General features: G+C 72.9%; 23 protein-coding genes and 1 pseudogene. 18 read left to right on the top strand and 6 right to left on the bottom strand.

Annotation, left to right across the window (positions count from 1 at the left end):
• The first annotated feature begins 124 nt into the window (after nucleotides 1-124).
• From BUE43_RS02055 to BUE43_RS34025, 4 genes are all read left to right on the top strand, one after another.
• Nucleotides 125-1,423 carry an ABC transporter substrate-binding protein gene (locus BUE43_RS02055; RefSeq protein ID WP_073479582.1) on the top strand — a complete coding sequence of 433 codons (1,299 nt, stop codon included), beginning with the start codon at nucleotides 125-127 and terminating at the stop codon, nucleotides 1,421-1,423.
• Nucleotides 1,423-2,436, top strand: coding sequence for a carbohydrate ABC transporter permease (locus BUE43_RS02050; RefSeq protein ID WP_083959240.1), 1,014 nt, complete (start codon nucleotides 1,423-1,425; stop codon nucleotides 2,434-2,436). Before BUE43_RS02055 ends, BUE43_RS02050 begins: the two co-directional genes overlap by 1 nt.
• 16 nt (nucleotides 2,437-2,452) lie before the next feature.
• A complete protein-coding gene (locus BUE43_RS02045) occupies nucleotides 2,453-3,304 on the top strand; it encodes a carbohydrate ABC transporter permease (protein ID WP_200797340.1) in 852 nt (283 codons plus the stop codon).
• 158 nt (nucleotides 3,305-3,462) lie between these two features.
• Entirely contained in the window at nucleotides 3,463-3,786 is a 324-nt protein-coding gene (locus tag BUE43_RS34025) for a hypothetical protein (protein ID WP_073479581.1), read from the top strand.
• A gap of 49 nt (nucleotides 3,787-3,835) precedes the next feature.
• Here BUE43_RS34025 and BUE43_RS02035 read toward each other — a convergent pair whose 3' ends face one another.
• Nucleotides 3,836-4,423, bottom strand: a complete 588-nt coding sequence (locus BUE43_RS02035; RefSeq protein WP_073479580.1) for an RNA polymerase sigma factor — start codon at nucleotides 4,421-4,423, stop codon at nucleotides 3,836-3,838.
• A 59-nt stretch (nucleotides 4,424-4,482) separates the two neighbouring features.
• Here BUE43_RS02035 and BUE43_RS02030 point away from each other — a divergent pair, with 59 nt between their 5' ends.
• Nucleotides 4,483-4,761 carry a YciI family protein gene (locus BUE43_RS02030; protein WP_073479579.1) on the top strand — a complete coding sequence of 93 codons (279 nt, stop codon included), beginning with the start codon at nucleotides 4,483-4,485 and terminating at the stop codon, nucleotides 4,759-4,761.
• 140 nt (nucleotides 4,762-4,901) lie between these two features.
• Here the strand turns inward: BUE43_RS02030 and BUE43_RS02025 are convergent, their stop codons facing one another.
• Entirely contained in the window at nucleotides 4,902-5,423 is a 522-nt protein-coding gene (locus tag BUE43_RS02025) for an RNA polymerase sigma factor (protein WP_143173903.1), read from the bottom strand.
• 178 nt (nucleotides 5,424-5,601) lie between these two features.
• Nucleotides 5,602-6,537 carry an aldo/keto reductase gene (locus tag BUE43_RS02020; protein WP_073479577.1) on the bottom strand — a complete coding sequence of 312 codons (936 nt, stop codon included), beginning with the start codon at nucleotides 6,535-6,537 and terminating at the stop codon, nucleotides 5,602-5,604.
• Between the two features lie 188 nt (nucleotides 6,538-6,725).
• Here BUE43_RS02020 and BUE43_RS02015 point away from each other — a divergent pair, with 188 nt between their 5' ends.
• The 7 genes from BUE43_RS02015 to BUE43_RS01990 all read left to right on the top strand — a co-directional run bounded on the left by BUE43_RS02015 (nucleotide 6,726) and on the right by BUE43_RS01990 (nucleotide 11,910).
• The gene (locus BUE43_RS02015) at nucleotides 6,726-7,535 is read left to right on the top strand and encodes an HAD-IIB family hydrolase (RefSeq protein WP_200797339.1); all 810 of its coding nucleotides are present in this window, start codon (nucleotides 6,726-6,728) and stop codon (nucleotides 7,533-7,535) included.
• A gap of 31 nt (nucleotides 7,536-7,566) precedes the next feature.
• Nucleotides 7,567-7,902: a hypothetical protein gene (locus BUE43_RS02010; RefSeq protein WP_073479575.1), complete on the top strand. Its 336-nt coding sequence runs from the start codon at nucleotides 7,567-7,569 to the stop codon at nucleotides 7,900-7,902.
• Nucleotides 7,903-8,206: 304 nt separating this feature from the next.
• A complete protein-coding gene (gene fbaA / locus BUE43_RS02005) occupies nucleotides 8,207-9,241 on the top strand; it encodes a class II fructose-bisphosphate aldolase (protein WP_073479574.1) in 1,035 nt (344 codons plus the stop codon).
• A 213-nt stretch (nucleotides 9,242-9,454) separates the two neighbouring features.
• Nucleotides 9,455-9,607, top strand: a complete 153-nt coding sequence (locus BUE43_RS34020) for a hypothetical protein (protein ID WP_159447674.1) — start codon at nucleotides 9,455-9,457, stop codon at nucleotides 9,605-9,607.
• A 27-nt stretch (nucleotides 9,608-9,634) separates the two neighbouring features.
• Entirely contained in the window at nucleotides 9,635-10,051 is a 417-nt protein-coding gene (locus BUE43_RS02000; RefSeq protein ID WP_073479573.1) for a DUF3151 domain-containing protein, read from the top strand.
• Between the two features lie 21 nt (nucleotides 10,052-10,072).
• Nucleotides 10,073-10,693 carry an SRPBCC family protein gene (locus BUE43_RS01995; RefSeq protein ID WP_073479572.1) on the top strand — a complete coding sequence of 207 codons (621 nt, stop codon included), beginning with the start codon at nucleotides 10,073-10,075 and terminating at the stop codon, nucleotides 10,691-10,693.
• 122 nt (nucleotides 10,694-10,815) lie between these two features.
• Nucleotides 10,816-11,910 carry an FUSC family protein gene (locus BUE43_RS01990; protein WP_234995486.1) on the top strand — a complete coding sequence of 365 codons (1,095 nt, stop codon included), beginning with the start codon at nucleotides 10,816-10,818 and terminating at the stop codon, nucleotides 11,908-11,910.
• 432 nt (nucleotides 11,911-12,342) lie between these two features.
• On the opposite strand, the gene BUE43_RS01985 is transcribed toward BUE43_RS01990, so the two are convergent.
• The 3 genes from BUE43_RS01985 to BUE43_RS01975 all read right to left on the bottom strand — a co-directional run bounded on the left by BUE43_RS01985 (nucleotide 12,343) and on the right by BUE43_RS01975 (nucleotide 14,046).
• The gene (locus BUE43_RS01985; RefSeq protein ID WP_234995485.1) at nucleotides 12,343-12,600 is read right to left on the bottom strand and encodes a hypothetical protein; all 258 of its coding nucleotides are present in this window, start codon (nucleotides 12,598-12,600) and stop codon (nucleotides 12,343-12,345) included.
• Nucleotides 12,594-13,232: an HNH endonuclease family protein gene (locus BUE43_RS01980; protein ID WP_073479571.1), complete on the bottom strand. Its 639-nt coding sequence runs from the start codon at nucleotides 13,230-13,232 to the stop codon at nucleotides 12,594-12,596. Before BUE43_RS01980 ends, BUE43_RS01985 begins: the two co-directional genes overlap by 7 nt.
• A gap of 127 nt (nucleotides 13,233-13,359) precedes the next feature.
• The gene (locus BUE43_RS01975) at nucleotides 13,360-14,046 is read right to left on the bottom strand and encodes a hypothetical protein (protein ID WP_073480194.1); all 687 of its coding nucleotides are present in this window, start codon (nucleotides 14,044-14,046) and stop codon (nucleotides 13,360-13,362) included.
• A 62-nt stretch (nucleotides 14,047-14,108) separates the two neighbouring features.
• Here BUE43_RS01975 and BUE43_RS01970 point away from each other — a divergent pair, with 62 nt between their 5' ends.
• From BUE43_RS01970 to BUE43_RS01955, 6 genes and pseudogenes are all read left to right on the top strand, one after another.
• Nucleotides 14,109-15,395: an adenylosuccinate synthase gene (locus tag BUE43_RS01970; protein WP_073479570.1), complete on the top strand. Its 1,287-nt coding sequence runs from the start codon at nucleotides 14,109-14,111 to the stop codon at nucleotides 15,393-15,395.
• Between the two features lie 95 nt (nucleotides 15,396-15,490).
• Nucleotides 15,491-15,712 carry a putative leader peptide gene (locus BUE43_RS35880; protein ID WP_407697075.1) on the top strand — a complete coding sequence of 74 codons (222 nt, stop codon included), beginning with the start codon at nucleotides 15,491-15,493 and terminating at the stop codon, nucleotides 15,710-15,712.
• Nucleotides 15,713-15,848: 136 nt separating this feature from the next.
• Entirely contained in the window at nucleotides 15,849-16,688 is an 840-nt protein-coding gene (locus tag BUE43_RS01965) for an ABC transporter permease (protein ID WP_073479569.1), read from the top strand.
• 17 nt (nucleotides 16,689-16,705) lie between these two features.
• Nucleotides 16,706-16,849 (top strand): annotated as a pseudogene (locus BUE43_RS35875) (ATP-binding cassette domain-containing protein); the annotation flags it as partial.
• A gap of 144 nt (nucleotides 16,850-16,993) precedes the next feature.
• Nucleotides 16,994-17,641 (top strand): ABC transporter ATP-binding protein, encoded by a 648-nt coding sequence (locus tag BUE43_RS01960; protein WP_407697089.1) that lies wholly within the window; start codon nucleotides 16,994-16,996, stop codon nucleotides 17,639-17,641.
• A complete protein-coding gene (locus tag BUE43_RS01955; protein WP_234995483.1) occupies nucleotides 17,628-18,641 on the top strand; it encodes an ABC transporter substrate-binding protein in 1,014 nt (337 codons plus the stop codon). Before BUE43_RS01960 ends, BUE43_RS01955 begins: the two co-directional genes overlap by 14 nt.
• Nucleotides 18,642-18,664 lie beyond the last annotated feature (23 nt).

Raw genomic sequence — 18,664 nt, 5'->3', positions numbered from 1 at the left:
GGCCGGGTGGCGACGGAGTCGCACACAAAGTGTGTCGACACCTGTTGACTCGTGATCGGAACCTCGCCAGCATGAGCGAAATCGCGCACCGGTGGACGCGATTTCGCTCACACGGGGAGAGGCCATGGTCCGGCACGGCAAACGCGGCTCCGCCCTCCTGTCCGTCACGGTGGCCAGCGCCCTCGCGCTCTCGCTGACCGCCTGCGCCGGCTCCGACAGCGGCTCCGGCGACGGCAGGTCCCTGACCTACTGGTCGATGTGGAAGGAGAACGAGCCGCAGGCCCGGGTGCTCCGGGAGGCGGCGCAGGCCTTCGAGCGGGAGCACGGCGTCCGCGTCGTCATCCAGTGGCAGGGCAGGGACGTGTTGAAGAAGGTCGCCCCGGCGTTACGCGGCGGCGACCTGCCCGACCTGGTCGACCAGGACCAGGCGCTGGTGCGCTCCACCCTGGTCGCCGCGGACGCGCACCGCGACCTGACCGGCCTCTACGCCGCCGACGTGGCCGGTCGCAAGGTCTCCGACGTCGTGTCCGCGAGGTACAGCGACCTGGTGCGCAGGGACGGCAAGCCGTACCTGGTGCCCTACGAGGTCATCGGCTACGGGCTGTGGTTCGACGGCGCCGCCCTGCCCGAGGTGGCGGCCAGCCCGCCCGGAACCTGGTCCGAGTTCACCGCGCTGCTGTCCGCCCGCAAGGCGGCGGGCGCGGCCCCGCTGGCGCTGGACGGCGACATCGGCCAGTACAACGCGCTGTGGACGGTCGGGGCGTTGCAGGGCGCGCTCGGCAAGGACAAGGTCAACGAGCTGGCCAGGGACCGCTCCGGAGAGGCGTGGCGCCGACCGGAGGTTCGCGCGGTCCTCGACGACGTGGCCGGTCTGGCCAGGAGCGGGTTCTTCGCCGCCGGCCACAACGGCGGCAAGTGGCCGGCGGCGCAGGAGAAGTGGGCGCAGGGCCAGGCGGACTTCCTGTTGATGGGCAGTTGGGCCCCCAGCGAGACCGGGGCGAAGGCCAGGGCCGGCTTCCAGTACCGCTTCGCGGCGCTGCCGAGCGCGGGGCGGCAGCGGTACGTGCCGGTCGAGTCGATCGGCTTCGCGATTCCCCGGCGGGCGAAGAACGCCGAGGCCGCCGAGCGGTTCGTCGCGTACTTCCTGCGGGACGAGCACCTGGGCCGCATCTCGTCGGTGGCCAGGAACCTCACGCCCAACCCGGCGCTGCCCGTGCCGGACGAGCTGGCCGGTCTCGCCGAGGCCACCCGCTCGCTTCCGCTGGCCCGGGTGCAGGACGGTGTCGCCGAGGACTTCCCCGGCTACGTCGAGGAAGTCCTCTGGCCGGCCAACGACCAGCTCCTCCGCGGCCAGACCGACGTGGACGGCTTCCTGGGGCAGATCGGCGAGAAGCAGGTCAACTACTGGAAGAAGAACCGCTGATGGCCGGGAAGGCCGTGGCGGCGGGCACCGGCGCGCGCCAGCGTCCGTCCTCAGTGGACAGTCCTCGGTGGGGCGCGGCGCTGCGGCGTCCGGGGCGGGCGGCGCTCTCCCCGGGCGCGCGGAACCCGCTGGACCGCCGCCGACGCCGCCTCTTCTGGCCGTTCCTGGCGCCCGCCCTCGCGCTGTACGTCGTGTTCTTCGTCGGACCCGCGCTCGCGTCGCTGTGGATCAGCTTCCACCGCTGGGACGGCGTGGGCGAGATGGAGCCCAGGGGCCTGGAGAACTACCGGATCCTGTTCGACGACTCGTCGTTCCTCGGCGCGTTCGCCAACACGATGACCATCCTCGTGCTGGTCGGCGCGACGACCTTCGCGCTGAGCTTCGCGCTGACCATGGTGCTCCGGGACATGCGCGGCCGCCGGTTCGTCCGGGCGGTGCTGTTCTTCCCGCACATCGTCGCGCCGGTCGTGCTGTCCGTGCTGTGGGGCTTCCTGTTCCGCTCGCCCGAGGGGCTGGTCAACTCCGCGTGGCGCGCGGTGAGCGGCGCGGACGGCCCGAACTGGCTGGGCGACCACCTGTTCGCGGTGATCGTGCTGGGCCTGGTCTGGGTCAACACCGGCTTCTACACCACCGTCATCATGGCCGGGGTCGACCGCATCCCGCCCGACCTGTACGAGGACTGCGCGCTGGCCGGCGCGACCGGCTGGCAGCGGTTCCGGCACGTCACGCTGCCGCTGTCGTGGGAGGTCGTGGCCACCGCCGCCGTGCTGTGGACGATCTCCTCGCTGAAGATCTTCGAGTTCGTCTACGCCTTCGGCGGCACCACCAACGATATGCCGCCGCTGGACGTCTGGAACAGCGCCCTGTTCGTCTACGGGACCACCTTCGGCGGGCGGTCGCCGCAGTACCAGTACGGGTACGCGTCCGCATCCGCCGTGGTCACCCTGGCCGCGGTGACCGTGCTCGTCGTCCTGCTGCGCCGCCTGATGCGGCGCGAGACCGTCCAGTTCTAGCGAGGGGGTGGGGCACGTGGTCGCCAGGTCCCTGCGGGCCGAGCGCGGCCCGCTGCGCCGGATCGGCACGGCGGGTGTGTGGCTGCTGGTCGCCTTCAACGTGGGTGTGCTCGGCTGGCTGCTGGTCGCGGCGCTGCGGGAGCACACGGCCATCTTCCGCGACCCCTGGGGGCTGGACTCCCTCGGCCAGTTCGGGAACTTCGTCAGGGCGTGGTCGGACAGCGACTTCGGGCGGGCCGCCGGGAACACGGCGCTGGTGGCCGTCGGCGCGTCGGTGGTGGTCGTCCTGATCTCCGCGCCGGCGTCCTACGCGCTCGCCAAGACCAGGACCCGGCTGTCCGGGATGATGGCGGTGCTGTTCGCCGTCGGCATCGGCATCCCGACGCAGGTGATCGTCATCCCGCTGTTCGCGCTGATGCAGGACGCGGGGCTGGTCAACAGCCTGACCGGGCTGTTCGTGCTCTACGTCGCGTTGTCCGTGCCGTTCACGGTGTTCCTGCTGACCGGGTTCTTCGGCTCGCTGCCCGACGAGGTCGAGGAGGCCGCCGCGATCGACGGCGCCGGCGCCGTGCGCACCTTCGCGCAGATCGTGCTCCCCCTGGCGCGCAACGGACTGCTCACCGCGTTCCTGCTCAACCTCGTGGGGCTGTGGAACGAGACCTTCGTCGCCCTGGTCTTCGTGCAGGACAGCGCGAAGCAGACCCTCGCCCTGTCGTTGCTGGGGTTCCTCCAGACCCAGCAGTACTCGGGCGCGGACTACGGCGCGCTCTTCGCCGGCGTGGCCATCCTGGTCGTGCCCATGCTGCTCCTCTACCTCTGGCTCGGCCGCCGGATCATCGAGGGGATGACGGTGGGAGCGGTGAAGTGACCGCCCTCCGCCCGCTCCGGAGCGGGCGGGCCGGCTGGGGGCGGCGGCCCGCCACGACGGGCCCCTTCCCGCCCGCCACGACTTCCGGCGCCACGGCCGGGCACACCCGATGGGACCCGTCGAGATGCGGTCCCGGCGGGGTCTGGTCTTCTGGACACATGGAACCGAACTCGACGCTGCTGCCCGAGGAGCTCATGGCGGAGGCGCGTCGGCTGGCCGACCGGTACCAGGAGCTGGCCGACGTCGCGCCCGACGACCCCCGCGTGGAGCAGCTCGCCCGCGAGCACGCCGCGCACATCGTGGCGCTGGAGAACGCCCTGCCCGAGATCCACGACGACGAGGAGGCCGACGAGGCGGAGGAGCTCGACCCGGAGGACGAGGACGAGTGGCTGGAGGACCAGAGCCCGGCGCAGGCGCGCGCGGTGCAGCTCGCCGTCGAGTACGCCACCCGGGCCCTGGAGGACCAGGAGCGGGACGGCTGAAGCCCGCGTCCGTGCCCCGCGGGCCCGGAGCCGGCGGGACGGCCGGGTCTCAGCCGGCGGTCATGATGCGCTGCAACGCGTCCAGCGCCCGGCTCGCGGTCGACTTCACCGTGCCCCGGCTGATCCCGGTCGCCTCCGCGATCTCGGCCTCGGACAGCCCGCCGTAGTAGCGCAGGACGAGGACCTCCCGCTGCCGGGGCGGCAGCTTGCCCAGCGCCGCCACCACGGCCTGGTGCTCCGCGGTGAGCATGGCCAGCGACTCGGCGGACCGGGCGGTCGTCGTGTGCGGTGGCGTGTACTCGCGTGCGGTCTTGCGCCGCCGCAGCACCGACCGGCTGCCGTTCACGACCGCGGTCCGCAGGTAGCCGACGGCCGCGGCGGCGTCCCGCAGGCCGGACCAGTGCCGGTGCAGGCCGGTGAACGCCTCCTGCACCACGTCCTCCGCGGTCGCCGCGTCGTCGACGAGCAGCACCGCCAGCCGGACCAGGCGCATCCGGTGCTGCCGGTAGAGGTCCTCCAGCGTCAGCGGCCCGGCCGGCTGGGCCGGCGCGGCGTCCAACGTCCGCAGATGGCCGAGCGTGCGCTCGACCGTGCGCTCGACCCCCTGGCCCGTGCTGTGCCAACCAACCCCGCCCACGGACTCGACGGTACCGGTACGGTCGGGATGCCCTGCCCGCAGCCGCCCTGGAGGTGGACATGTCCCACTTCGCCGTCGAGCTGGTCTACGGCCCCGACCGCGCGCGTCTGGAGGAGGTCCGCCCCGCGCACCGGGAGTACGCCAAGCGACTGGCGGAGGAGGGCGTGCTCCTGGCCGGCGGGCCGTGGGCGGACGACTCCGGCGCGATGCTCGTCTACTCCGCGACCGACGTCGACGAGCTGCGCGGCGTGCTCGACGCCGACCCGTACACCCCCGCCGGCGTCATCGAGAAGGTGACCATCCGGGAGTGGACCCCGCGCACCGGCCAGTGGCTCTGACCGTCCGACCGGCCCTCGGCCCTCGGTGATCGGTGATCGACAGCGCACAGCGGCGACCGGCTCCGAGGCCGATTCTGACCGATCCGACGGGCTGACCCGCCGGACTGAACCGTTGGGCTGATCCGATGGGCCGGTCCGGTTCAGCCCGTCGTCGCGCGCCGGAGCGCCGTCCGCGCGCGGTACACCTGGCTGCCCACCGCGCCGCGGGACAACCCGGTCCGCTCGGCGATCTCCGGGTTGGGCAGGTTCTCCACGAACTTCAGCCGCCAGATGGTCCGCGCCTGCTCGGGCAGGTCGGCGAAGGCGGCGCGCAACCGGGCCAGCAGGTCGGCCGCGGCCACCTGCAGCGCCGGGTCGAGCGACCACGTCGTCGGCAGGTCCCCGCCCGGCGGGTCCGACCACAGGTCCCAGTCGGGCCGCTCCCTGCCGATCTGCAGGCACACCCGCCGGGTGATCGTGGCCAGCCAGGCCGGCGCCGCACCCGAGTCGCGGAGCTGGGCGGCCTTGCGCCAGGCCAGCAGCGAGGCCCGCTGCACGGCGTCCTCCGCGTCGTGGGCGTCGCCGAGCATCGACCGGGCGATCGCCAACATCTGCGCCCGGTGCGTCACGAGCAGCCGCTCGACGAGCGCCACGGCGCTCTGCGGTGGTCCTGCGTCCGACACGTGCTCTCCCCGTGCTCCCCCCACCGCCGGATGACCGTCAGCGTGCCCGGTGAAACCCACCCCCCGGGCGGTTCCACCCGGGTGATTCCGCTGGTGGGGGACGAACACGACCCGGAAGGCACGCCGGACCGAGGCGACGGTCCGGCGTGCCCGCTCGTTGTCCGGGGGGCGGACGGGCTCAGCGCGCGGACGCCGCGGTGAGCCGGTCCAGCTCGTCCTGGTCGAGCTTCAGGTCGGCCATCGGGAGCAGGTCCGCGAGCTGCTCCGGGGTGCGCGCGCTGGCGATCGGCGCGGTGACGGTCGGCTGCGCGGCGAGCCAGGCCAGCGCGACGGCGGACACCGTGGTGGAGTGCGCCGCCGCGGCCTCGTCCAGTGCCGCGAGGACGCGGACACCGCGTTCGTCCAGGTACTGCTCGGCCTTGCTCGCGCGGGCGCCGTCCACGGTCGAGCCGGGGCGGTACTTGCCGGTGAGGAAGCCGGACGCCAGCGCGTAGTAGGGGAAGACGGCGAGGTCGTTGGCGGCCACCAGACCGGCCAGCTCGGTCTCGTACTCGTCCCGGTCCATCAGGTTGTACTGCGGCTGGAGCGCGACGAACGGGGCGAGGCCCTCCCGCCGCTGGATCTCCAGCGCCTCGGCCAGTCGCCCTGGTGAGTAGTTGGACGCGGCGACGTGACGCACCTTGCCCTCGCGGACGAGCGCGTCGAACGCGGTGAGCGTCTCCTCCAACGGGGTGTCCGGGTCGTCCCGGTGCGCGTAGAGCACGTCGACGTGGTCGACGCCGAGGCGGCGCAGCGAGTTCTCGGCCGCGGTGCGGATGGTCCCGGCGGACAGACCGGTCAGCCCCGGCAGGCGACCGCACTTGGTCGCGATCACGACGTCGTCCCGGTTGCCCCTGGCGGCGAGCCACCGGCCGATGATGGTCTCCGACTCGCCGCCGGAGTTGCCGTCAACCCAGGCGGAATAGGCGTCGGCGGTGTCCAGGAAGTTCCCGCCGGCCGCCGCGTAGGCGTCCAGGACCGCGAAGGACGTGTCCTGGTCGGCGGTCCAGCCGAAGACGTTGCCGCCGAAGCAGAGCGGGAAGACGTCCAGATCCGTGCCGTTGATGGTCGTCACGGCGCCGCAACCTAACCCCGCGGTCCCGGTTGGGCGATGGGTTTCCCTGGATCTGGGAATCTGGGACGACAGAGGTGACGGCACGTGAGGAACCAGGCGTAAAGCCCACCGGGTGAGGTTCAGGATCACTCGATGGAGGGCGCGGTAACGCGCGACGGCATCACGGGCTGTCGTGCGACGATCGCGACGTGATCACGCCGCCCGCGCCTCGACTCGTCGCCACCGACCTGGACGGCACGCTGCTCCGCAGCGACGGCACGGTCTCCGCCCGCACCCGTACCGCGCTGTGCGCCGCGGCGGCCGGCGGCGCGGAGATCGTGTTCGTGACCGCGCGGCCGCCCCGCGCCATCGCCCACATCGCCGAGCAGGTCGGCCACCTCGGCACCGCGATCTGCGTGAACGGCGCGGTCACCTACGAACTGGCCCGCGAGCGGATCGTCCACACCCGGCCGGTGGCGGCCGAGGCGGCCACGGCGATGGCCGAGACGCTGCGGGAACGGTTGCCGGGCGCGGGTTTCGCCGTGGAGACCGGCATCCGGGTGATCGCCGCGACCGGCTTCGGGCCGCGCTGGGACCACGACCACCGACACGTCGTCGTGCCGACCGTCGACGACGTCCTGCGGCTGGCGGAGTCGATCGCGAAGTTCTTCGTGTGGTCGGCGGACCACCAGTCCGACCCGTTGCTGGAGATGGCCAGGGCCGTCGCGGCGGAGCACGGGGAGTGCACCCACTCGGGCGGCACCGGACTGGTCGAGATCAGCGCGATCGGGGTCAGCAAGGCCAGCACCCTGGCCGGGTACTGCGCCGAGCGGGGCATCGCGCCGGACGAGGTGCTGGCCTTCGGCGACATGCCGAACGACCTCGACGTGCTCGGCTGGGCCGGCAGCGCCTACGCCATGGCCAACGCCCACCCCGCCGTGCTCGCGGCGACGCGGCGGCACGCCGGCAGCAACGACGACGACGGTGTGGCGCGCGTCCTGGAGCGGTTGTTCACCTGACCTGGGCATCCGCCGAGGGGATGATGGAGGGGTGCCGGGGATCGAGGAGTGGGAGCGGCTGCGGCCGACGCTGCGGCTGGGACAGTGGTTGAGCGGAGCCGTCGTGCGCCCGCCGTCGTGCGTGGCCGGCGTGTTCGTCGACCTGGGGCTGCCGGTGGCCGGTTTCGTGGACGTCGCGTTGCTGCCGTCCGACCAGGGGCGTTGGCCGGGTGACGGCGAGGTGCTCGACTTCGAGATCTGGTGGATGGACGAGCAGCCGCAGATCCGGCTCAAGCCGTTGAAGCGCGAGTACCTGTGCGAGGACTTCGAGGGGTACGTCGCGCGGAACGGCTGGCCGGAGGGCCATCCCGGCGCCGCCGGCCGCTGACGGCCGGGGTTCCGCCGGCGCGGCCGGAGTTCGGTGACGGTCAGCGGCGGCGCCGAATCGCGTCAGATCGTGGCGTTCCTCTCGGCGCGGCGACTCTGACCACGTCATCACGGCGATCCGAGGTCCGCGGCGGCGGAACGGCCTCGTGCAGGTGCCTTCGATTCAGCGTTCGATTCAGCCGGACGGGGGCTGGAAATCCGCGTGGCGGGAGGTCCTGTTCGTCGGGTTCGCGGCGGTGCCTCCGACCAACCCCGGGGCTCGTAGGATGCGGGCAAACGGCAGGGCTCGCCAAGGAGGACGACCGATGCCCATCGCGACCCCCGAGGTCTACGCGGAGATGCTGGACCGGGCCAAGGCGAACAGCTTCGCCTACCCCGCGATCAACGTGACCTCGTCGGAGACGCTCAACGCCGCGCTCCGCGGTTTCGCCGAGGCCGAGAGCGACGGGATCATCCAGGTCTCCACCGGCGGCGCGGAGTTCCTCTCCGGCACCAAGGTGAAGGACATGGTCACCGGCGCGGTGTCGCTCGCGGAGTTCGCGCACGTGGTGGCCGCCAAGTACCCGGTCAACATCGCGCTGCACACCGACCACTGCCCGAAGGACAAGCTCGACGGCTTCGTCCGCCCGCTGGTGGCGATCAGCCGGGAGCGGGTGGCCCAGGGCGGGAACCCGTTGTTCCAGTCCCACATGTGGGACGGCTCGGCCGTGCCGCTGGACGAGAACCTGGAGATCGCGGCCGAGCTGCTCGCCGAGTGCGCCGCCGCGAAGATCGTCCTGGAGATCGAGGTCGGGGTCGTCGGCGGCGAGGAGGACGGCGTCGCCAACGAGATCAACGACAAGCTCTACACCACGCCCGGCGACTACCTGAAGACGGTGGACGCGCTGGGCGTCGGCGAGAAGGGCCGCTACCTGCTCGCCGCGACCTTCGGCAACGTGCACGGCGTCTACAAGCCGGGCAACGTCAAGCTCCGCCCGGAGATCCTGCGCCAGGGCCAGGAGGTGGTGGCCGAGCGGCTCGGGCTGCCGGCCGGCTCCAAGCCGTTCGACCTGGTGTTCCACGGCGGCTCCGGCTCGCTCCTGGAGGAGATCCACGAGGCGCTCTCCTACGGCGTGATCAAGATGAACATCGACACCGACACCCAGTACGCGTTCACGCGTCCGGTGGCCGGCCACATGTTCAGCAACTACGACGGCGTGCTGAAGGTGGACGGCGAGGTCGGCAACAAGAAGGTCTACGACCCGCGCAGCTACCTCAAGCAGGCCGAGCAGTCCATGGCCGCCCGGGTGGCCAAGGCCTGCGAGGACCTCAAGTCCGCCGGCCGGATGATCGCCGGCTGAGCGCTCCGCGCGGTCGTGTCCCCGGTCCCCCGGCCGTGGCGCCGGCGGACCGGGGACACGCTCCCCGGTCCGGGTGACGGCCGGGCCGGGAGAGCCGACCGTGCGGGTGGATTCCCTGCCGTTCGGCGACATCACCGGATGGAGCGGTGTCGTCGTCGTCCGGGCGAACGCCGGCGGACCGGGCGGACGCCGGCCGGGATCGGTGGTGGCACCGTGCTCGTCAGGCGGAACGGGCCAGCCGGCGCGGCGGCGCCCGCCGGCGACCGCCCGGTGCGCCCGGCCGCCGGCGGCCCCCACGAGGGTGACACCGGGGCCGGTGAGCCGACCGACCTCGGCACCGGGAATCCTGGCTGGGAATCCGCGTGAGGGCCCGGGGTGCGGCACGATGGGCGCATGACGCTCCAGGGCAACCTGCTCGGCCCCGAACCCACCCTGCTCCCGGACAACGACGAACCCCGGGACGCGCTCGACGCCGGGCGGCCCCCGGCCGACGTCGCCCGCGCCCACCCCGAGTTCAGCGCGGCGTGGGCCGCGCTCGCCGAGGCCGCGCTGGCGGCCGGCGACCCGGTCGCGGCCTACGCCTACGCCCGCACCGGCTACCACCGCGGCCTCGACCAGCTCCGCAGGGCCGGCTGGAAGGGGCACGGCCCGGTGCCCTGGTCACACCGGCCCAACCAGGGCTTCCTGCGCGCGCTCGCCGCGCTGGCCATGGCGGCGGGCGAGATCGGCGAGACGGCCGAGTACGAGCGCTGCCGCCAGTTCCTCGCGGACAGCGACCCGGCGGCGGCCGCCGCCACCGGCCTCGCCTGATCGGTGTCGGAGGGGCGACACATGGCTGAGTCGACCCGGTCCCGGGCGCACCACTACCGCTTCGAGACCCGGTGGCTGGTGCCCGGCGGCGTCACCGAGGTCGCCGACGTCCTCTTCGACCCGGAGGACCTGATCCGGTGGTGGCCGTCGGTCTACCTGAAGGTCCGCCAGGTCGCGCCGGCCGACGAGGACGGTGTCGGCGCCCGGTTCGACCTGCACACGACCGGTTGGCTGCCCTACACCCTGCGCTGGCACATGCACGTGACCCGGCACGCCCCCGACAGCTCGGTGTTCACCGCGACCGGCGACCTCGCCGGTCGCGGTGAGTTCCGGCTGACGCAACGGGGACCGGTGGTCGAGGTGCTGTTCGACTGGCGGGTGCGGGCCAACAAGCCGTTGCTGCGGTGGTTCTCCCCGGTCCTCCGACCGGTCTTCGCCGCCAACCACCGGTGGGCGATGACCCAGGGCGAACGCAGCCTCCACGTCGAACTGCTGCGGCGGCGGGCGAGAACCGCGTCCGAGGCCGCCGCGGTGCCCGCGCCGCCGCGGCGCACCGCCGCCGGCCCCCTGCCGGTCCTCGGCGCGCTGGCCGTGCTCGGGGGCGGAGCGTTGGCCCTCACGCGCGTCCTGCGTCGCCGTTGAGGAAGACGCGCCCACGGCGCCGCGCTGTCGTCCCCGACGGCGCGGTGCCGAGCTGTTCGCGGCGGCGGCGCCTCGGGCGTTCCGACGTCGACGGGCGGGACACGGGCGGGAGAATCAACGTCGTGGACGGAGTGCGCGAAGAGGTCCGCCGTCGGCTGCGCAGGTTGGCGCGCACCGCGCTTCCCATCCTGCAGTGCGCCATCGCGGCGGGACTGGCGTGGGTGGTCGCCAAGGACCTCGTGGGCCACGCGCGGCCGTTCTTCGCGCCCATCGCCGGGGTCGTGGTCCTCGGCGTCTCGCTCGGCCAGCGGCTGCGGCGCGTGGGCGAGCTGGTGGTCGGGGTGAGCGTCGGCATCGGGGTCGGCGACCTGCTGATCTCGCTGATCGGGTCGGGCCCGTGGCAGATCGCGCTCGTGGTCGCGTTGGCCATGAGCACCGCCGTGCTGCTGGACAGCGGCACGGTGATCGCGTTGCAGTCCGGGTCGTCGGCCGTCCTGGTGGCCACGTTGCTGCCACCGGGGGACAGCGCCGGGTTCAACCGGATGGTCGACGCGTTGATCGGCGGGCTGATCGGCCTCGGCGTCGCGGCCCTGATCCCGGCCAACCCGATCACCGTGGCGCACCGCCAGGGGCGGGCCGTGTTCGGCGAGCTCGCGCAGGCGCTGCGGGGCGCGGCGACGGCGGCCGAGGAACGGGACCCCGGGCGGGCGGCCGCGGCGCTGTCCCGGGCGCGGGGCAGCCAGAAGGCGTTGGAGGACTTCCGGTCCGCGCTGGAGACGGGCAGCGAGATCGCCACGATCGCGCCGCTGCGGTGGCGGCGCAGGAACGAGCTGGAGCACTACCGCGCGGCGGCGGCGCCGGTGGACTACGCGATGCGCAACACGCGGGTCCTGCTGCGGCGGACCGTGGCCGCCCTGCGGGACGAGGAGCGGGTGCCGGAGCACCTGCCGGAGGTGCTGCGGGCGCTGGCCGAGGCGACCACCGTGCTGCGGGACGAGCTCGCGAAGGGCGAGGAGCCGGTGCGGGCGCGCCGGGCCGCGCTGGCGGCCGGCCGGGCCGCGACCGGTGAGCTGGCGAGCGGCGCCGGGTTCTCGATGCGGGTGGTCGTGGCGCAGTTGCGGTCGATCGTGGTCGACCTGCTCCAGGCGACCGGGATGAACCGGGAGGACGCCTCCGCCGCGCTACCGGCGGTCGGGGGGAAACGCCCGGAAAGGTGAACGGGAACGCTGAGTCCGGGGCCTTTCCCGCGGCGAAGAACCCGGACCGCCGGAGTCTCGGGAAAGGGATTCGGGGCGCGGTCCGCTTTCTCCTGCTTGGTGGCTCGTGGGCAATTCTTCCTTATCGCATCGTTCGGACATGCCCGCAAGTCGGGAAGCGGAGTTGTCCACAGGACGGGCCGTTCTAACCCGGTTGGGCGATGCCATTTCCGGAGTTGTCCACAGTTTTTTCGTCGGTGTGTTGGCCCGCTCTTCGCTGATCGATAGGCTGGAGCGGGGCTCGCCCCCCGGGACGGGTGGGGGCTGTCCTCAGGTGGGACGTCGGAAGGCCGCCGGCGCGGCGGGGAGCGCGCGCCGACGGCCCTCGTGTCCGGTCCTCCCGGTCGACCCGGGAGGCGTCGAATCCGCTGGGGTCCCGATCGGGGGCGGAGTTCAGCCCTGGGGCCGGTGCAGGACGCCCAGCAGGGACCGGTGGAGCACGGCGTGGTCCCTCGGGTCGTTCAGCCGGGCGTCGGCCGCGCTGAGCCGGTACCACTCGTCCGCGCCGGCGTAGCGGACCTCCACCGTCACCGTTCCGTCCTGCCCGCACCGGGTGCGCAGCTCCAGGTCACCCGTGATCACCCCGACCTCGTCGGTCATCACGCCGCCGGGGGCCGCCGTGAACTCCGAACTCAGCTCGTTGGTCAGCACCGACCCAGCATGTCCGACAACGCGCCCTTCTCGCTGGACGTGATGGTCAGCGCGTAGTGGTGCTTGACGTGAACCCACATCTTCGCGTAGGTGCACCAGTACGACCTGACCGGCGGCTTCCAGTCGTCAGGGGACTGGTCGCCCTTGGCCCGGTTGCTGCTGGCGGTCACCGCGATGAGCTGCGGGTAGCGGAGGTCGTTGGCGAACTGCCTGCGCTTCTCCGTGGTCCACGACGACGCGCCCGAGCGCCAGGCGTTGGCCAGCGGCACGACGTGGTCGATGTCGATGTCGGAGGGCGAGTCCACGGTCTCGCCGTCGTAGGGGCTGTACCAGGTCCCCGACGTGGGGTAGCAGTCCTCGTCGGTGTCCACGTCGTCGCCGTCGCGCTTGAGCACCGTCTCCCGGGTGTTGCAGGAGCCCGAGATGGTGATCCAGTGCGGGAACTTCTTGCGCGAGTAGCCGGACATCGAGCCGGGCGCGGCCACCCGTAACGCGGCCAGCTCGCTGCGCGCGGTGGCCGCGCTGGGGATGTTCGGCGGCGCGGCCGAGGCCGGGACCGCCCAGCCCAGCGTCACGACCAGGGTGAAAGCCAACCCCGCGAGCAGGGCGCGGAGTAACCGTCCGACTGTCATCCGGACCTCCAGTGAGTCGTTGATCTCCCGACGATGCGTTGACCGTCACTCACCGGAGTGGATGTCGCAAGACCTCCACGTGTCTCTGTCGCAGCGGAATCCTGAACCCTCGGTGATCAACCGGTCGCTATGCGACACCACGGACAAGTCGGAGGTCCTCGGTGTGCCGGTACCAGGTCCACTTGTCCATCGGCCGGGGGTGCGGCACGCCGTCCTTCACCACCCCGGTGGCCACGAAGCTGCCGATCTGCACGGCGCGCCCCTGCGTGCTGCTGACCCGCTTGCCGAGCAGCCCCCGCCGCACGACCCGCACGACCAGCCCGGGCCCGCCGGACGGGTCCGGGGTCACCTCCAGGCGCGACGCGCCGCCCCGCAGCACCCGGTCGTCGTCGCAGTAGGCCACGCCCTGGAGCGGGCCGACCGTGCCGAGGCCGACGAGCACGCCGCCCACGTCGTCGCGGACCAGCGGGACCCGCTCCGGCTCGCCCGTCAGCGCCAGGTCGGTCGCGAGCTCCGGCCGGGTGGGCAGCCCCCACAGTTCGGCCACCGCCGAGTCGCGGTCGGCGGGCAGGAACCCCACCACGACCTCGCCCAACAGCTCGGTGCGCAGCAGCCGGAGCGCGACGGCGGCCAGGTCCGCGTCCGTGCCCAGGACCAGCAGCCGGCGGCCGGCGAGCTCGCGCAGCACCGGGTCGACGTCGTTCTTGCCCGGCGTGGCGGGGACCTCGTGAAGTGCCACTTCACTACGCTGTGTCAGGTCTGCCCACTGTCCGTGTTGTGACGTGTTTCCGCAGGACAGTGCGACGGCATCCATCATCGGCTCCTGGTTTACGCTCAAGCACCGGCATTTCTCGTCGAGTCGAGTGGGAGTCTCACATGCCGGCAATCGTCATCATCGGCGCCCAGTGGGGTGACGAGGGCAAGGGCAAGGCCACCGACCTGCTCGGCGAGCGGGTGCAGTGGGTGGTCCGGTACCAGGGCGGCAACAACGCCGGCCACACCGTCGTCCTGCCCGACGGGCAGGACTTCGCCCTGCACCTCATCCCGTCCGGCATCCTGAGCCCGGGCGTGACAAACGTGATCGGCAACGGGGTCGTGGTGGACCCCGGCGTCCTGCTGGACGAGTTGGCCGGACTGGAGGGGCGCGGGGTGGACACCTCGCGGCTGCTGGTCTCGGCCGACGCGCACTTGATCATGCCGTACCACGTGGCCATCGACAAGGTGACCGAGCGGTACCTGGGCAAGGCCAAGATCGGCACCACCGGTCGCGGCATCGGCCCGTGCTACCAGGACAAGGTCGCCCGCGTCGGCGTGCGCGTGCAGGACCTGCTGGACGAGAAGATCCTCCGGCAGAAGGTGGAGGCGGCCCTCGCCTTCAAGAACCAGGTTCTGGTCAAGGTGTACAACCGGCGCGCGCTCGACGCGAACCAGGTGGTCGACTCGGTGCTGGAGCAGGGCGAGCGGTTCCGCCACCGGATCGCCGACACCCGGCTGCTGCTCAACCAGGCCCTGGAGCGGGGCGAGACCGTGCTGCTGGAGGGCTCGCAGGGCACCCTGCTCGACGTCGACCACGGCACCTACCCGTTCGTGACCTCGTCGAACCCGACCTCGGGCGGCGCGGCCATCGGCTCCGGGCTCGGCCCGAACCGCATCACCACGGTGCTGGGCATCCTCAAGGCGTACACGACCCGCGTCGGCTCCGGCCCGTTCCCGAGCGAGCTGCACGACGAGATGGGTGAGCGGCTGCGCAAGACCGGCGGCGAGTTCGGCGTCACCACCGGCCGCTCCCGGCGCACCGGGTGGTTCGACTCCGTGATCGCCCGCTACGCGACCCGGGTCAACGGCATCACCGACTACTTCCTCACCAAGCTGGACGTGCTGTCCGGCCTGGAGCGCATCCCGGTCTGCGTCGCCTACGAGGTGGACGGCGAGCGCGTCGACGAGATGCCGATGACGCAGACCGACGTGCACCACGCCAAGCCCGTGTACGAGGAGCTGCCCGGCTGGTGGGAGGACATCAGCCACTGCCGCTCCTTCGACGAGCTGCCGGCCAACGCCAGGGCGTACGTCCACCGGCTGGAGGAGCTCTCCGGCGCCCGCGTGTCCGCGATCGGCGTCGGCCCCGGGCGGGAGCAGACGATCGTCCGGCACCAGATCGCCTGACCTGACCGCTGACGACGAGACGGCCTCCCCGGCCGCGCGACCGCTGTGTCGCGCGCCGGGGAGGCCGTCGGCGTTCCGGTGGCGCCTCCCCGCCAGTGCGCGCGGAAGGCCGACGCCATGGGCGGTGCCGTTCCGGCCGGCGCTGTTTCTGTCGACGCCGGTATCCCCGGTTCCGCCGAGTGGGAACTGAAAACGACTTGTTGACACGGGGCGGGGTCGCGGAGACGATCGATCACGTGACCGGACGCGACGTCCTCATCGCGCGACTGCACGTCGACCTGCGACGTCAGGCCAGCGCCATCTGTCGCGCTCACTGATTTCCTCCGCGCCGTCGCCCCGCGTACCGCGGGCGGGGTGCCCTGCGTTTCCCGCGCGATGACCGTCGTTCTCATCGCGCCGGGAATTCCTTTTCCTCCTCTTTCTTCCTGACGTACCGACTCGTGGGGAGCATTGGTGTCTCTCTCGACGGCGGGCGCTCTCGCGCGCCCCGGAAACGCCGTGTCCGCCGGACCGGGGGCGGCCCCGCGCCGCCGGGCACGCCTGCCCGACCTGCGGCGCTGGATCAGTCCGCTCGCGTTGGTCGTGGCCTGGCAGCTGGCCAGCGCCGCGGGTGTCCTGCCCGCGGACAAGCTGGCCGCGCCGCTCACCGTGCTGCGCTCGGCCGTCGACCTGGCCGCCTCCGGCGAACTGGGCGACGCGTTCGTCGTCTCGGTCAGCCGGGTGGCGGTCGGGTTCGCGCTCGGCGCGGCGGTCGGCGTCCTGCTCGGTGCGGTGGCCGGCCTGTCCCGCTGGGGCGAGGTGCTGCTCGACCCCCCGGTGCAGATGCTGCGCACCCTGCCATTCCTCGGGCTGATCCCGCTGCTCATCCTGTGGTTCGGCATCGGGGAGGCGCCCAAGGTCGCCCTGGTCGCCCTCGGTGTGGCCTTCCCGCTCTACCTCAACGTCCACGCCGGGATCCGGGCGGTGGACGGCCGGCTGTTGGAGGCGGCCGAGGTGCTCGGCTTCACCCGCTGGGAGCGGCTGCGGCACGTGGTCGCGCCGGCCGCGGTGCCGCAGGGCCTGGTCGGGCTGCGCCAGGGACTCGGCGCCGCCTGGCTGTCGCTGATCATCGGCGAGCAGGTCAACGCCGACGCCGGCCTCGGCTACCTGATCAACATCGCCAGGGACTTCCTGCGTACCGACGTCATCGTCGTCGGCCTGCTGGTCTACGCGGCGCTCGGGTTGCTCACCGACGCGGTGGTGCGCCTAGTGGAGAGGAGGGTCCTGCGGTGGCGGACCACGACCCGGCGGTGAGCGCCCACGCCGCCCGCCTGCGCGGCGTGCGCAGGACCTTCGCCGGCCGGCAGGTGCTGGCCGGGGTCGACCTGACGATCGCCCGCGGCGAGTTCGTGGCGTTGCTGGGCCGCAGCGGCTCCGGCAAGTCGACGCTGCTGCGCCTGCTCGCCGGGCTCGACTTCCCGGACGCCCACTCGCCCGACCACGACACCCCGGTCCCCGGTTTCCCCGACCGGGGCTCCCGCGCCCAGAGCTCCCGGAACCAGAGCTCCCGGAACCACCGCGGGTACGGCTCTGCCCGGGTCGACGGCGCGTCGACCCGTGTGGACCTAGACCGAGACGCCACGGACATCGAGACGCGCGAGCCCGACGGGGAGGCCCGCGGCCAGCGCAGTCCGACCGTTGAGCGCACCCCGCACCTCACCAGCGCCCCCGATCGCCCGGGCACGGTGGACGTGCCCGGCCGGGTGTCGGTGGCGTTCCAGGACGCTCGGTTGTTGCCGTGGCGCCGAGTGGCGCACAACGTCCGTCTCGGACTTCGTCGGCCGGACGCCGACGAGGTCGTCGAGCGCGCGCTCGACGAGGTCGGCCTCACCGGGCACCGCGACGCGTGGCCGCTGACGCTGTCCGGCGGCGAGGCGCAGCGGGTGTCGTTGGCCCGGGCACTGGTCCGCGAGCCGGACCTGCTGCTCCTCGACGAACCGTTCGGCGCGCTGGACGCGTTGACCCGGCTCTCCATGCACCGCCTGGTCCTCCAGCTCTGGCAACACCACGCGCCAGCCGTGCTGCTGGTGACGCATGACGTCGACGAGGCGCTGACGCTGGCCGACCGGGTGCTGGTGCTGGCCGACGGCCGGATCGCGGCGGAACACGCGATCCCGCTGTCCCGGCCACGTCGGCGGGCCGACCTGACCGAGCTGCGCGCGCTCGTGCTGGATCACCTGGGGGTGAGTGGGCGTGTGGTGGCGTAGTGGCGTGGCGGTCCTCGCCCTGCTCGGAGTGCTGCTGACCGCTTGCGGCAGCGGCGCGCCGAGCGCGGACCGAGCTCCGGTGCCCTCGTTGGTGAGTGACGCGGGGCTCGCCCAGGTCGTCCTGCGAGTGGGCGACCAGAAGGGCGGGGCGAAGTCCATGCTGGCAGCGGCCGGGTTGCTGGACAACGTTCCCTACCGGATCGAGTGGTCGACCTTCGCGGCCGGGCCGCCGTTGCTGGAGGCCGCCTCCGCCGGCGCGATCGACCTCGGCGGCGTGGGCAACACACCCCCGATCTTCGCCGCGGCCGCCAACGCGAAGGTCTCGGTGGTGTCGGCCGCCCGGGGCGACCTCACCGGGGACGCCGTCCTGGTGCCGGCCGACTCGCCGCTCCGCGATCTCGCCGGGCTCCGCGGCCGCACCGTCGCCGTCGCGAAGGGCAGCTCGGCGCACGGGGTGCTGTTGTCCGCCCTGCGCAGGGCGAACCTCGCGCCCTCCGACGTCAACATCGCCTACCTCGCCCCCGCCGAGGCGTACGCGGCGTTCAGCCAGCGCAGGGTCGACGCGTGGGCGATCTGGGAGCCCTACACGTCCCAGGCGCTGCGCGAGACCGGCGCCCGGGTGCTCGTGGACGGCTCCGCGGGGCTGACGAACGGGCTCAGCTTCCAGGTGGCGAGCCGGGCGGCGTTGGCCGACCCCGGCAGGAACACCGCGATCCGCGACTACCTGATCCGCTACGCCAGGGCCATGGCCTGGGCGGACGCGCACCGGGAACAGCGGGCGGCCGTGTGGTCGCGGGAGACCGGGCTCCCGGTCGAGGTGACCAGGGCCGCGGTCGAGCGGGGCGGCGACCTGGCCGTGCCGCTCGACCAGGCGGCCATCGACTCCGAGCAGCAACTGGCGGACGCCTTCGCCGACGCGCGGCTGGTGCCGTCGCGCGTCCGGTTCGCCGACCACGTGGACCGCCGCCACGACCAGGACGTGCTCGCCGCCGTCCGGTGACCGCCGCACCAGCCGCACCAGCC

This window comes from Streptoalloteichus hindustanus, assembly GCF_900129375.1.
Lineage (GTDB): Bacteria > Actinomycetota > Actinomycetes > Mycobacteriales > Pseudonocardiaceae > Streptoalloteichus > Streptoalloteichus hindustanus.
The sequence above is the reverse complement of the archived record's forward strand: the minus strand, read 5'-3'. Positions and strand labels throughout refer to the sequence as shown.

What these genes read in the sequence shown, in the direction of transcription:
- BUE43_RS02055 (WP_073479582.1), top strand. Translation starts at nt 125, where the DNA reads ATGGTCCGGCACGGCAAACGCGGCTCCGCCCTCCTGTCCGTCACGGTG.
- BUE43_RS02050 (WP_083959240.1), top strand. Translation starts at nt 1,423, where the DNA reads ATGGCCGGGAAGGCCGTGGCGGCGGGCACCGGCGCGCGCCAGCGTCCG.
- BUE43_RS34025 (WP_073479581.1), top strand. Translation starts at nt 3,463, where the DNA reads ATGGAACCGAACTCGACGCTGCTGCCCGAGGAGCTCATGGCGGAGGCG.
- BUE43_RS02030 (WP_073479579.1), top strand. Translation starts at nt 4,483, where the DNA reads ATGTCCCACTTCGCCGTCGAGCTGGTCTACGGCCCCGACCGCGCGCGT.
- fbaA (WP_073479574.1), top strand. Translation starts at nt 8,207, where the DNA reads ATGCCCATCGCGACCCCCGAGGTCTACGCGGAGATGCTGGACCGGGCC.
- BUE43_RS02000 (WP_073479573.1), top strand. Translation starts at nt 9,635, where the DNA reads ATGACGCTCCAGGGCAACCTGCTCGGCCCCGAACCCACCCTGCTCCCG.
- BUE43_RS01995 (WP_073479572.1), top strand. Translation starts at nt 10,073, where the DNA reads ATGGCTGAGTCGACCCGGTCCCGGGCGCACCACTACCGCTTCGAGACC.
- BUE43_RS01980 (WP_073479571.1), bottom strand. Translation starts at nt 13,232, where the DNA reads ATGACAGTCGGACGGTTACTCCGCGCCCTGCTCGCGGGGTTGGCTTTC.
- BUE43_RS01975 (WP_073480194.1), bottom strand. Translation starts at nt 14,046, where the DNA reads ATGGATGCCGTCGCACTGTCCTGCGGAAACACGTCACAACACGGACAG.
- BUE43_RS01970 (WP_073479570.1), top strand. Translation starts at nt 14,109, where the DNA reads ATGCCGGCAATCGTCATCATCGGCGCCCAGTGGGGTGACGAGGGCAAG.